The 13,265-nt window shown below is 61.7% G+C and carries 6 protein-coding genes, 2 rRNA genes and 1 pseudogene (1 of these 9 running past the window's edge); 1 reads left to right on the forward strand and 8 read right to left on the reverse strand.

What is annotated here, in order from left to right:
• Window positions 1–89: 89 nt before the first annotated feature.
• A pseudogene (locus ACA065_RS25955) lies at window positions 90–194 on the forward strand (DUF3077 domain-containing protein); the annotation flags it as partial.
• A 478-nt stretch (window positions 195–672) separates the two neighbouring features.
• On the opposite strand, the gene yfiB reads toward ACA065_RS25955, so the two are convergent.
• The 8 genes from yfiB to ACA065_RS25995 form a co-directional block, all read right to left on the reverse strand.
• On the reverse strand, window positions 673–1,164 hold the full coding sequence (gene yfiB, locus ACA065_RS25960) for an outer membrane lipoprotein YfiB (RefSeq protein WP_497692097.1): 492 nt from the start codon (window positions 1,162–1,164) through the stop codon (window positions 673–675).
• Between the two features lie 4 nt (window positions 1,165–1,168).
• Window positions 1,169–2,431 (reverse strand): diguanylate cyclase DgcN/YfiN, encoded by a 1,263-nt coding sequence (dgcN, locus tag ACA065_RS25965; RefSeq protein WP_497692098.1) that lies wholly within the window; start codon window positions 2,429–2,431, stop codon window positions 1,169–1,171.
• Window positions 2,428–2,994 carry a regulatory sequestration protein YfiR gene (gene yfiR / locus ACA065_RS25970; protein ID WP_497692099.1) on the reverse strand — a complete coding sequence of 189 codons (567 nt, stop codon included), beginning with the start codon at window positions 2,992–2,994 and terminating at the stop codon, window positions 2,428–2,430. The genes dgcN and yfiR overlap by 4 nt, the downstream gene beginning before the upstream one ends.
• Window positions 2,995–3,138: 144 nt before the next feature.
• Window positions 3,139–5,208, reverse strand: a complete 2,070-nt coding sequence (gene recD, locus ACA065_RS25975; RefSeq protein WP_497692100.1) for an exodeoxyribonuclease V subunit alpha — start codon at window positions 5,206–5,208, stop codon at window positions 3,139–3,141.
• Window positions 5,205–8,879, reverse strand: coding sequence for an exodeoxyribonuclease V subunit beta (gene recB, locus ACA065_RS25980; RefSeq protein ID WP_497692101.1), 3,675 nt, complete (start codon window positions 8,877–8,879; stop codon window positions 5,205–5,207). The genes recD and recB overlap by 4 nt, the downstream gene beginning before the upstream one ends.
• Window positions 8,876–12,325 (reverse strand): exodeoxyribonuclease V subunit gamma, encoded by a 3,450-nt coding sequence (recC, locus tag ACA065_RS25985; RefSeq protein ID WP_497692102.1) that lies wholly within the window; start codon window positions 12,323–12,325, stop codon window positions 8,876–8,878. The genes recB and recC overlap by 4 nt, the downstream gene beginning before the upstream one ends.
• 166 nt (window positions 12,326–12,491) lie before the next feature.
• Window positions 12,492–12,607 (reverse strand): 5S ribosomal RNA (gene rrf, locus ACA065_RS25990).
• Between the two features lie 155 nt (window positions 12,608–12,762).
• Window positions 12,763–13,265 (reverse strand): 23S ribosomal RNA (locus ACA065_RS25995) (it continues 2,389 nt past the right edge of the window).

Raw genomic sequence — 13,265 nt, forward strand, 5'->3', positions numbered from 1 at the left:
TTTACGTTGGTTAGTTAGAACGGCCATTTAACTAAGCCCACCACTTGCGAAAAAGCGAAAGCTCATCAGCTTAGCCATCAAAATTCGTCATGGATGTGTGGGGCGAGCAATACGCATGGGCCGCGCATTACCTGTGTGAGATGGGCAAGGCCGTGGTGGATGACTTGACGCAGGCGATGACGCCGAGCGCCTAAGCGAACACTGTAGCAAGCACACTGCAAAATAAATGTGGGAGCGGGCTTGCTCGCGAATGCGGTGGGTCAGGCAATAAATCATTGGCTGAACGACCGCCATCGCGGGCAAGCCCGGCTCCCACATTTGAGCGGTGGCGGGCGCGAAATTTTGGTTTGACGCAAATGAGTGTGGGAGCTGGCTTGCCTGCGATGGTGGTGGGTCAGCCAGATTATCTGCTGCTGATACACCGCATTCGCGAGCAAGCCCGCTCCCACATTTTTGGACTGTGGCGGGTGCAAAATTTTGGTTCGCCGCAAATGAGTGTGGGAGCTGGCTTGCCAGCTCCCACATTTTGAATGCATTTCAGATTTAGATCGTTCCCACGCTCTGCGTGGGAATGCCGCCCTGGGCGCTCTGCGTCCGCTTTGAAGTCGTGACGCAGAGCGTCACAGGATGCATTCCCACGCGGAGCGTGGGAACCATCGGCGGCTGAAGTGCTTAGTCCGCGATCACCACAATCGACACGCGCCGATTCTCGGTGCGCCCGGCCACTGTGGTGTTAGGCGCCACCGGTTCGCTGCTGCCCAGGCCGCGCAGTTGGATGTTTTCTTCTTTCATGCCCACACCGGTCAGCACGTTGCCCACGCTTTTGGCGCGGCGCAGGGACAGTTGCTGGTTGTAGGTTTCCTTGCCCGAGGCGTCGGTGTGGCCGTCTACACGCACGCGGTCAATGCCGGCGCCTACCAGGGCCTTGCCGATGCGTTCGACGATGTCGGTGCTGGCTTTGTTGAGGTTTTCAACGTCGCTGCCGAACAGCACTTTGCCCGACAGGCCGAAGGCCCAGCCTTCGTCGGTGAGTTCGAAGCCTTGTTGTTTGAGCACCGCGACTTGGGCCGGGGTCAGGCCTTTGGGTGGGGGCGTCTGGCAGCCGCCGAGGGCAAGGAATGCCACCAGTAAGGTAATAAACATAAAACGCGCGGTCGAGAACAAGGGATCAACTCCTGTGGTTAACATTGGCGGCGGTGGGCTCCAATTCCGCCGTTTGCTGGCCGCCCTGGGACAAACGTTTGGCCTGGTACATCGCCGCGTCAGCGGCATTGAGCAAGGTGCCAGGGGTGGCGCCATGATCGGGATAAACGGCAATGCCGATACTGAGGGAGGTCAACACTTGGGTGTTGCCAGGCAGTGGGATCGGCTTGTCCATGCTGGCGATGATCTTGTCGGCGATGCGCTGCGCATCTTCGAGTTTGTGCAGCGGCGCCAGCAGCACCGCGAATTCATCGCCGCCCAGGCGCGCCACCAGGTCATCTTCACGCAATTGCGCGCGCACGCGTTCGGCGACAGCGACCAGCACTGCATCACCGGCGGCGTGGCCGAAGTTGTCGTTGATGTCTTTGAAGCGGTCGCTGTCGAGGAACAGCACGGCCACCCGCTCGTTGATCTTGGCGGCACTGCGCAGGGCGCGAATCAGCCGGCCTTCGAAGAAGGCGCGGTTGGGCAGGCCGGTCAGGCTGTCGTGGCTGGCCTGGTGGGCGAGGGTTTCGTTTTCACTTTGCAGGTGGCTTTGCCAGGCTTCCATCTCGCCGAGCAGGGCATTGAAGTCGCTGCCCAGGCTGTCGAGTTCGGCGATCTGTGCCGGTGGCACGCGCCGGTCAAAGTCGCGCTCGCTGCGGGCGGCGTGGGCCACGGCGGCGAGGCTTTGCAGCGGTCGGGTGATGCCCAGCAACAAACGCCGCGCCAAATACAACGCCACCCAGGCGCTGAGGGCGGTACAAATCACAATCCCGGCCAGGCCGCTGAGCAGGAAGCGCAGCAGGCTACCGCCATGGCCGACCAGATGAATGCTGCCGACGGGTTGCCCTTGGTGCAAAACCGGCTGGCTGATGGGCTGTTCGAGCAAGGTGTGCGCCACTGCCAGTTCAACCCGCGACAGCATCCCGGTATCCGGTCGCACCCAGTGCGCGAGCAACTTGCCACTGTCATCGAATACTTCGGCCTGGGCCACCTCTTCAGTCGACGCAATCAGGCTCAGCGCTTCGGTCGCGGCGGCGCTGTCGTCGAACACCACCGCCGCTTCCACGGTGTAGTTGATGGAGCGCGCGATCAAGTGCAGGTTGTGCTCGGCATAAACGCGCAATGCCAGCACGCCGAGCAGGGTCAGGGACACGCTGGCCAGGGTCACGGCGACCAACGCCAGGATCAAATGCCCACGGCCGATGACCGAACGTAACGTCGGCCGCGCTTTTGGAGTGCTCATGGCGCTGGCGCTCGACGACGCGACAGTTGCAACACGCTGGGGTGAATGCGCACGCCACTGCGGGCGACGGAGTCCAGGTTGACCTCGAACGACACCTGCTCATCACCCACGCGCAGGCAGAACAGGCTGCCCACGGTGCATTGGTCGCCGCCTTCGCTGATGCTGAGCACCGGGTGGCCAATCAGCGACGCGAACAGCCGAGTGCGCTCATCGGCGGAGAGTTTGCCGATGTACACGGCGTCGCAGGCACTGACGATGTCCGGGTGATCGGCCAGCAGGCGCTGCACCACCACTGGGCGACCGGTGGCCTGGGTGGTGCCTTTGATCAGATCATCGGTGTATTGCGTGGGGCCGACGATGCACAGCCGCAGTTGCGCAGGCTCCACCGGCCAGCGCGCGTAACTGAGAATGCCGAGTACCACTTGGGTGACTGCCTGGGCGCGGTGGTCCGCCGGGCTAGGCGTTTGCGCATAGGCAAACGGCGCGAGCAGGCACAGAACCGCCACCAGTAACATGCGTCTCCAGCTCAAACTACGCTCTGTGGGCGAGACGGCCACGGTCATTGCAGCAATTCTCTCAGGTGTTTTTTCAAGGTGATGCCGCAACGATAGCACAGCAACGGAAAACCCCGCGAAGAGCCGACTTCGCGAGATCCGCTATTTTTTCAGAAAAATCAGACAACTGAATCAGAAATATTTCATGACCGATCAGTCAGTTTTAACAGCTGGCACGTCCAACTCCAGCATTAACCCGCTCAAGCGTTTGACCTTGCGCCGCACCGCCTCTTCAAACACGCCGCCACGCGGCTCGATCAGGCTGAACCAGCGCTTGGCACGGGTGATACCGGTGTAGATCAGTTCTTTGGTCAACACCGGGTTCAGCGCATCCGGCAGGATCAGCGCGGTGTGGGTAAATTCCGAGCCCTGGGATTTGTGCACGGTCATGGCGTACACGGTTTCCACATCATTCAGACGGCTGGGCAGCACAAAACGTACGCCGCCTTGCCCATCGTTGCGTGGGAAGGCCACGCGCAGCACCTGGGGGCCGCCGTCGCTTTCGGGCAGTTTGAGGGCGATGCCGATGTCACCGTTCATCAAACCCAAGCCGTAATCGTTGCGGGTCATCAGTACCGGGCGGCCTTCGTACCATTGGTCGTCGCCTTCGATCAGCCGCACTTTGCGTAAGGCCGCAGTGATGCGCACGTTCAGGCCTTCCACACCCCAGGGGCCTTTGCGCACGGCGCAAAGCAGTTGGAAGGCGTCGAAGGCTAGCAGCAATTGTTGCGCCCAGTGGGTCCAGGCCAGGTCTTCGCGCGGGGTGTCGAGGGCTGGCCGTGCGCTTTGCAGCAGGTTGAGGTAATAGCGATAGCCCTGGGCATCGTCGCCCTGCCCGTCCAGTACCAGGCGCTCGAGGGCGTGGTCGTGCTCGCCCTTGAGGCTGAGGCAGAACAGGTCGTCGTGGCTGCGCGCAGCCAGCAGTTTGCGCGCATTTTCGGCGTTTTGCTGGTTGACCCAGCGCGCCAGTTGGCCGATGCCGCTGCCCTCACCGAAACGCCGCGAGTAGCGCAGCATCACCACTTGCTGGGCCAGTGGGTGGCTGGCGTCGAGGTCTTCGTGCAGACCGCTGGCACTGAGGTCTTCGCCGCTGACCGCTTGTAGCCATTGGCGCGTGTCGGGGCTGTACCAGCCTGCTTCGGCGTCGCGGCACAAATCGCCGAGTACGGCGCCGGCCTCCACCGAGGCGAGTTGGTCTTTGTCGCCCAGCAACACCAAGCGTGCGTGGGGCGGCAAGGCGTCCAGTAGATTGGCCATCATTTCCAGGTCGATCATCGAGGCTTCGTCCACCACCAGCACATCCAAGGGCAATGGGTTGCCGATGTGATGGCGAAAGTGCCGCGTGCCAGGGCGACTGCCCAGCAGGCGGTGCACGGTGGTGACCTGGGTCGGGATTTTTTCGCGCACGCCGTCCGGCACATTCAGCGAGAGCACTTGCTGGCTGATGGACTCGGTGAGGCGTGCGGCGGCTTTACCGGTGGGTGCGGCCAGGCGGATGCGCAACGGGCTGCCGGCTTCCACGGCGGGGGCCTGCAACAGCGCGAGCAGGCGCACTACAGTGGTGGTCTTGCCCGTGCCGGGGCCGCCGGTGACGATGCTGAAGGCTCCGCGGGTGGCCAGGGCGCAGGCGAGCTTTTGCCAGTCAATCACGCCGTCGGGCGGCGGTTGGTTGAACAGGCTATTCAGGCGTTGCGGCAGGTCGGCGCCCACGGTTTCCTGAGTCGCCAGACGTATGCGCAAGGCTGTGTCGATGCGCCGTTCGTAGGTCCAATAGCGGCGCAAGTACAGGCGTTTGCCGGACAAGACTAATGGGCGGCTTTGGGCGGACTCGCTGCCATCGACGGCCAGGGCAACCAGCTGACTGGCGGCCAGCGCATGGCACCAATGGGCGCCGTCGAGACCGTCGAGCAGTTGCGACGGCAGCAGCATCGCGCCGGTTTGCAGGTCGCCTTCGGGTGGCAACGACAGGGCGAAATCCGGTGCTTTGAGGGTTTCGAACAGATCGAGGCAGACGTGACCATGGCCCAGTTGGTGGCTGGTCAGCGCCGCTGCCAGCAGCACCAGCGGGTCGGCCTGCGGATCGAGTTCGTGCAGGAAACCGACAAAGGCCTTGTCCAACGCGCGCAACCAACCCCGGTCAACCCAGCGTTCCAGCAGTTGCACCAGGTCGGCGGCGTGGCTAAGAGGCACTAACGCCTCAACCGGTAACGGCGACAGGCTCATAGCAGCACTCCTTGTTCCCAGGCGGGCTCAACCTTGGGTGGTATGGGTTTGCCCTGGAACAACAGGTCCAAGCCTTCGATCAGTTCCCGAGGTGGCCGGGTGAAATACGCGCCTTTGCTCACCGATTGAGTGCCGCGCAGGAAAACATACAGCGCCCCGCCGACGTGGCGGTCGTAGTCGTAATTGGGCAGGCGTGCCTTCAGTTGGCGGTGCAGGGCCAGCAGGTAAAGCACATATTGCAGGTCGTACCGATGCTCGAGGATCGACTGTTCCATGGCGTCCAAGGTGTAGGCCGAATCGTCGGGGCCCAGCCAGTTGGATTTGTAGTCGGCCACGTAATAGCGGCCGTCGTGTTCAAAAGTCAGGTCGATAAAGCCTTTGAACATGCCGTTGAGCAGCACCGGTTCGGCGGCAACGCGGGACACGCCGTTGTGGGTGTATTGGCACACCAGCTTGTCGAGGGCGAGCACGTCGACTTTGTGGCTGGCGAACCAGAACTCCATTTCGATCTGATACTGCTGCAGGCTGCTCAGGGTGATGTGATCGTTATCCACAGGCAGCGGCGTTTGCAGCAGGTGGCCCAGCCAACCGCTGAGGGTGACGATCCAACCTTCCCAATCGCGCCGATTACAGCGCGCGCCCACGGCTTTTTCGATGGCCTCGGGCGTAACGGTGAAGCCCTCCTCGCCCGCCCATTCCAACAGGCCGTGAAGGAAGGTGCCGGGGTTAGGCCCGCGTGGGAAACGGTGAATGTCGCCGCCGGACGCTGCCACTTCACGCGGGGCGTCGGGGTCGAGGCGTTCGTCATCGAACAGCTTCTGGGCTTGTGGGCTTTCCGGCGCTTCGAGGGGCGCGGCGCTCATGCTGTCGCCAATACGCAATGCGCTGTAGGAGGCGATCCACCAGTTTTCAGCGGCCTTGCGCTTGGGCAGCAACGGCGCGAGCAAGGTGGCTTCATTGCGCGGCGGATGGAACAGGCTGCTTTGTGCGTCGGGCACGGGGGCGTAGTGGATGGCGGCGCAGCCTTCCTGCAGGTCGAGCAACCAGCGCGCCAGAGCAGCGGATTCGCCCAACGATGTACCGGCGCCGAGCAAGTAACCCAGGGCTGACAGGTGCAATACCGAACTGCTGTTATTGCCGCGCTTGAGGTCGGCAATGCCGAGCCAGCACGCATGTTTGGCGCGCGTGAGGGCAACGTAGAACAAGCGCAAGTCTTCGGCCAGGCGCTCATCGTCAGCCTGGGCGATCAACTCGGCGGTGGGCCGCAGGCTGACTTGGGATTTGCCATGCTCGTCGTGGTAATGCAGCGGCAAGCGGCTGCCATCCACCGGCTTGGCCGAGCAGATGAACGGCAGGAAGACCAGGTCGTATTCCAGTCCTTTGGATTTGTGGATGGTCACGACCTTAACCAATTGCTCGTCGCTTTCCAGGCGCAGGATCTGTTCTTCACCGGCCTGACCTGACAGCGCCAGGTGCTCAGCCAGATGGCGGATCAGCGCTTGCTCGCCATCGAGCTCCGACGCAGCCTGTTGCAGCAATTCGCTGAGGTGCAGCAGGTTGGTCAGTACACGTTCGCCGTCACTGCGGGCGATCAGGGTTTGCGGCAGTTTGAAATCATGCAACAGGCGCCGCAGCATCGGCAGCACGCCTTGGCTGCGCCAGATCGCGCGGTAACCACGGAACTGCATCACGCGGGTTTCCCACGCCAGTTCGTCCTGGTTAAGACGCTCCAGTTCCGGCAATGACAGGTTCAAGGTGACGCAGGCCAGGGCGGCGCGCAGGGGGCGCTCGACGTCCGGCTCGGCGCAGGCCTTGAGCCAGGCGAGCAGGTCGTGGGCTTCCTGGGCGGCGAAGACCGAATCTTTGTCCGACAGGTACACGCTGCGCACACCACGGGCGGCCAACTCGGCGCGCACGGCTTGGGCTTCCTTGCCGTCGCGCACCAGGATGGCGATGTCTGACGGCAGTACGCCTTTAAAGCTACCGTCCGCGTGTAAGAAACCTGCGGTGCCTTGTTGCCCGCCGTTGAGCAACTCCACGATTTGCGTGGCGCAGGCGGCAGCCAGGTGTTGGCGATAGACCGCGTTGGAAATCGGCTGATCGGTGGGCAGGTGCCAGAGGTGCATGGCCGGCAGCGTGTGGCCATCGACCTGCAGTTGCTCCTTGCGACCTTGGGACAGCACCGAGTGGAACGGCACCGGGTTGTCGCCATTCGGCTCGCGGAACAGGAACGCGCCACGGCCGGTTTCGGCGCGTTGGAACACGTGGTTCACCGCCTCGACCATCGCGTGGCTGGAGCGGAAGTTGGTGCCCAATGTGTGGTGGCGGCCAGTGGTGGACTGGCGGGCGCGCAGGTAGGTATAGATGTCGGCGCCGCGGAAGGCGTAGATCGCCTGTTTGGGGTCGCCGATCAGGAACAGGCCGCTGTCGAGGTGGTTTTCTTCGATGCGGTAGATGCTGTCGAAGATGCTGTATTGCACCGGGTCGGTGTCTTGGAATTCGTCGATCAGGGCGACCGGGAACTGCTCGCGGATCACACTGGCCAAGCGCTCGCCGCCGTCTGTTTGCAGGGCGGCGTTAAGGCGGATCAGCATGTCGTCGAAGCCCATTTCGGCGCGGCGGCGTTTTTCTTCTTCGAAGCGTTTACCCACCCAGCCGGCGGCGTGTTGCAACACGGCGGCGTCGGGGGTGGGCAACGCGTCGAGGCTGGCTTTGAGGTTGGCCATGGCGTCAATGCCGGGGTGATGCGGTGGCTCGCCCTTCCAGGCTTCGGCCATGCCGTCGGGCGTCAGGCGCGTGAAGCCGGTGCCGATGTCCAGTTGTTCGAGGGTTTCATCAGCGGCCCAAGCGCTGATCTTTTCGAACCAGGGCTCGAAGTACCGCGCTTGCATCTTACGGCCGTCGACAGCTTTGGCAGCCACGGCTTGCAAGCAGATATCGCGCAGCTCGGCGGCCCATTGCTGCCACGGCGCCTTGAGGGTTACCAACGCTTCGCGGCGCTCTTGCAGGCAGGCGTTGATCAGCTCGGCAGGCTCACGTGTTTCGTCGGTAGGCCGTTCGCTGCCGAACAGCGCACGCACGCGCGGCATCAGCGCGGCGGGGCCACTCCAGTTTTTGCGCACCCAGTTGAGCGCGTCGTCGTGCATTGGGTAGCAGAACAGCCGCCAGTAGTCGCGCAGCACTTCGCCGAGCAGGTCGCTGTGGTCGGTTTCCAGGGTTTGGGTGAACAGGCTGCCGCTGTCGAACGCGTGCTCGCGCAGCATGCGCTGGCACCAACTGTGGATGGTCGAGACGGCGGCTTCGTCCATCCATTGGGCGGCGATGTCCAGACGGTTGGCGCAGGCGGACCATTGCTCGGGAAGGTATTCGTCGCGCAGGTCGGCGATCAGCGCATCAGGTTGTTCGATTTCATTGCGAAAGAAACGCGCGGCCTCGGCCAGGCGAATGCGGATGCGTTCACGTAGCTCTTTGGTGGCGGCATCGGTGAAGGTCACCACCAGGATTTGCGGCGGTAACAGTTCGCGGGTGAAGCCGGACTCATCACCACCATGGCCGAGCACCAGGCGCAGGTACAGGGCGGAAATGGTGAAGGTCTTGCCGGTGCCGGCGCTGGCTTCAATCAGCTGGCTGCCTTTGAGCGGGAAGGCCAGGGCTAAAGGTTTACTGATCATGCGCTGGCCTCCTCACTGCTGAGCGATCGCCAGGGGGCGTTGATCAGCGGGCGATACAGGGTTTCGACCCAGCCTTCGAATTCTTCGCTGGCGATGAGCGTGGCGTAGTCGGGGAACTGGCGGGTGAGCGCCGGGGTTTCGCGGCGTTCGCCGTCGGTGGTCAGGCCGTCGCCTTCGTAGGCTTTGCTGGCGGCGGCCTGGGCCTTGGCGGGGTCGGTTTGGCCAAGCCAGGCGAAGGCGGTTTTGACGGCTACCGGGAGGGGTTTGCGCATACCGGTGTGCCAGGCCAGCAGCAGGTTACCGAGGATTTCCTGGGCCGCGGATTTTTCCAGCGGGGCCAGCAGCAGGGTGTCGTCACTGGCGACCAACCCAGTGCTGAGCGGCAGGCCGCAGGCGCAGGCGACGACGTGATTGACCCACGGGCGGATCAGACGGTGCCACTTACGCGTCTTGATCGAGCCGATGCTGTTGGGAATAGTGGTCACGCTTAGCAACCCGCCGTCACTGCGCCGATGCAGGCCGCTGATCCAGCCTTCCAGCTGGATGCCTTGATGCTCAAAACTGATCGGTTCGGCGGTTGTGTGTGGCGTGGGCCAGAGCGCCAATAAGTGTTGGTAGCGTTGCAGCAAATCGGGCAACGGCTCAATCAGTTCGTTACGCAGGCATTCACCGAAACCGACCATCGGCAGCAGGCCGCTGCCTTGCAGGCGCAAGGCTTGGGCGTTGAGGGCCTGACCCACTTGGTCGGGCTGGGCCAATGCAGCGTTCAGCAGACTGTCGCTGAGGCTGTAGCGTTGCAACGCGTCGAGCACGAAGGGTTCTTCGTCGGCCAGCGGGACTTCGGCGGCTTCGAAGAACACTTTCAGACGTTGGCTGAAGAAGTGTTTGACCGGGTTGCGCAGGAAGTCCTGCAACTGGCCGAGGCTCAGGGGTTCTTCCTGGTGGTGCTCTGTCAGTTCGACTTCTGTTTGCGCTGCATCGCGTGCTTCGTGGAGCAGCTGCCATTCGCGGGCGTAGCTGAACAGAGGATCGCCCTCATGGAAGTAGCGGGCACTGAAGGGTTGGAGCGGGTGTTCCTGGGTCATCGCTTCGAGCAGTTCGTGTTTGTCCGTGTTATGCCAGCCGCTGGCGATGTGGTCGCGCAGTTGGCCAATCAGTACTGAGGCCGGGCGGTCACTGTTGTCTCGGATGCTGCGGCCTACCCAACTGATGTAGAGCTGGTCGCGGGCTGACAGCAGCGCTTCGAGCAGCAGATAGCGATCATCTTCGCGACGTGAACGGTCGCCGGGGCGGTAGTCGCTGCCCATCAGGTCGAAGTCCAGCGGCGGTTGCGCGCGCGGGTAATCGCCGTCGTTCATGCCAAGCAGGCAGACGAGTTTGAACGGGATGGCGCGCATGGGCATCAGGGTGCAGAAATTGACAGCTCCGGCGAGGAAGCGCTGGGACAGGCGACCTTGGTCCAGGCCAGCCAGCCAGGCTTCGCGGACTACAGTGAGAGGTAACTCGTCTTGTAGGCCAACGGACTCACAGGTTTCCAGCCAGTCTTCTCTTAATTGTTCGAGTTGGCCCAGGAGGTAGTCGTCGTGTTCGCTGCTGGGCAGGAAGAACAGTTGCATCAGGCGTTGCAGGCGTTCGCCCCACGCTTGAGGGGCTGCCGGTTGGGACAGGGCTTGATGGGCGTCGCTTAGCGCATCGAGCAAAGAAACCAACGGACCGATCAGGGCCGCATCGAGGCCGCCGATTTCGTCGTAGGGTTCGATACCGTCGCAAGCGACACCGGTGCCAACGGCGTAACCCAGCAACATGCGGCGCAGGCCAAATCGCCAGCTGTTTTGTTCCAGTTCATGAGGTAGACCGAGGCCGGCGCGTTGTTCGGCGTTGAGGCCCCAACGGATGCCGGCGCCTTCGATCCAACGGTGCAGCGTAGGCAGGTCGCGCTCTTTAATGGCGAAACGTTCACGCAAGGCGGGAACGTCAAGCAGGTCGAGGATTTCGCTGACGGGGAAGCGGCTGTCCGGGAGTTTGAGCAGGTGCTCGACGGCGATCAGCAAAGGGTCGCGGCCGCGCTGGCCTTGGTCGGTGAGTGTGAACGGGATGAAGCGCGGGTCGTTTCGCTCAAGTTGGCCGAACACGGCGCGAATGTGCGGCGCATAGCTGTCTACGTCGGGGACCATGACGATGATGTCGCGCGGGCGCAACTTGGGATCTGCGCTGAAGCGTTGAAGCAATTGGTCGTGGAGAATTTCCACTTCGCGTTGGGCGCTGTGGGCGATGTGGAAACGGATGGAGTGGTCTTTATTCAGGTCGACAGCGGGCCAGAGCTCGCGTGTTTCGCTGAGTGGGCGCAGTTCCAGAATGTCATCCTGCAACTGGTTGAGCAGTGTGGTCGGTTCGCTTTCGCTGAACAGGTCGATGCGCCCATCACGGAAGGCGGCGCGGTAGCTGTTGGGGTCGTCGTAACTGTCCAGCAGGCTGATGTAGTCGCGACCCTGTTTGCCCCAGGCGGCCAGCAGTGGATGAGCATGCTGGTGCAGGGTTTGCGGGTCGATGGTGACCGGCATGCCGGCTTTGCGCGCTTGGCGTTTGTACTCGTTACGCAGCAGGTCTTTATCCGCGACGATGTCGGACCAGTGATGGCGGCAAGGGTTGTGCACACACAACAGGACCTGGCTGAAACGTGCCAGGCCGGCGAGAGCTTCCAGCGCCTGTGCAGGCAAAGAGGAAATGCCGAAAACAATCACTCGTGACGGAAGGCCTTGGGGGGCTTTTTCAAGGGTGTTGATGCGCTCAATGAAGCGCTGGTGAACACCAGCACGGCTTTCGGCCATGCCCTCTTCACCTACATCCAATAGCAGTGCGCGCCATAGTTCTGCCTGCCAGCAGTTCGCGGGGTTTAGCGGCTTGGATTCGCCGCGACCATTGCGTAATTGGTGACGGCCGGCGGCCCAGTCTTCCAGCCAGTCGGCGCGGTAGACCTGGTATTGGTCGAACAAATCGGCCAGACGTTCAGCCAACTGATAACGCTTGCGCAGATCGGTATCGTGGGTGAGAAAGCGCTGCAGGGGTTCGAAGTGCGGTTGGTCGATAAGCGCCGGAAGCAGGCGCATCAGGCGCCAGGTCAGTGGGGCTTTATCGAGCAGGGACTTGGACGGGATTTCATCTTTGCCCAGGACCATGCGATAGAGCTGCCACATAAAGCTGCCGGGGAGCTGCACATCGATGGCCGCAGCGATGCCGCAGCCGCCGGTGTCGTCCTCTTCCGGGTCTTCAGCCAGGGCAAGCTTGAGCCATTGAGCAATGCCGTTGCTTTGGACCAAGGCAATTTCGTTTTCCAGGGGCGCGAGCGGATAACGGCGCATCCAGCTGACCACCAGGCTGCGCAGTTCGTCCAGGCGGTTGCCGTGAACCACCATGAATCCAGCGCTGAGGGACGTCGCATCCGGCATAACGGCTTCCTTGGGAAAAGCAAAATCGAGGGATGGACTTTAACATTGAAGGTGACTGCAAGCTGCAAGCGAGGCAGCCCGGATTAAGGGGTGGCCACAGGCATGTTTTCGACCGCCCAAAACAAAACCCCTGTTTGCGTTAGCAAACAGGGGTTCTGGAATTTAATCTTGACGATGACCTACTCTCACATGGGGAAACCCCACACTACCATCGGCGATGCATCGTTTCACTACTGAGTTCGGGATGGGATCAGGTGGTTCCAATGCTCTATGGTCGTCAAGAAATTCGGGTACTGAGTCGTGGCTAGATGGCCTCGCTTCAGCAAATTGGGTATGTGATAGCTTTCGGTGTTTGTAAGAGTCGAACTTTCGGTTCATTTCGTCTTCACACACCGCAATCTGGCCTCTTTCGAGTTCACAAATTGCTTGGGTGTTATATGGTCAAGCCTCACGGGCAATTAGTATTGGTTAGCTCAACGCCTCACAGCGCTTACACACCCAACCTATCAACGTCGTAGTCTTCGACGGCCCTTCAGGGGACTCAAGGTCCCAGTGAGATCTCATCTTGAGGCTAGTTTCCCGCTTAGATGCTTTCAGCGGTTATCTATTCCGAACATAGCTACCCGGCAATGCCACTGGCGTGACAACCGGAACACCAGAGGTTCGTCCACTCCGGTCCTCTCGTACTAGGAGCAGCCCCTCTCAAATCTCAAACGTCCACGGCAGATAGGGACCGAACTGTCTCACGACGTTCTAAACCCAGCTCGCGTACCACTTTAAATGGCGAACAGCCATACCCTTGGGACCGGCTTCAGCCCCAGGATGTGATGAGCCGACATCGAGGTGCCAAACACCGCCGTCGATATGAACTCTTGGGCGGTATCAGCCTGTTATCCCCGGAGTACCTTTTATCCGTTGAGCGATGGCCCTTCCATACAGA

The sequence above is a fragment of the Pseudomonas sp. LBUM1640 genome, assembly GCF_059716225.1.

Excerpts from the sequence above, each read along its gene's own strand:
- dgcN (WP_497692098.1), bottom strand. The coding sequence starts at position 2,431 with ATGAGCACTCCAAAAGCGCGGCCGACGTTACGTTCGGTCATCGGCCGT.
- yfiR (WP_497692099.1), bottom strand. The coding sequence starts at position 2,994 with ATGACCGTGGCCGTCTCGCCCACAGAGCGTAGTTTGAGCTGGAGACGC.
- recD (WP_497692100.1), bottom strand. The coding sequence starts at position 5,208 with ATGAGCCTGTCGCCGTTACCGGTTGAGGCGTTAGTGCCTCTTAGCCAC.
- recB (WP_497692101.1), bottom strand. The coding sequence starts at position 8,879 with ATGATCAGTAAACCTTTAGCCCTGGCCTTCCCGCTCAAAGGCAGCCAG.
- recC (WP_497692102.1), bottom strand. The coding sequence starts at position 12,325 with ATGCCGGATGCGACGTCCCTCAGCGCTGGATTCATGGTGGTTCACGGC.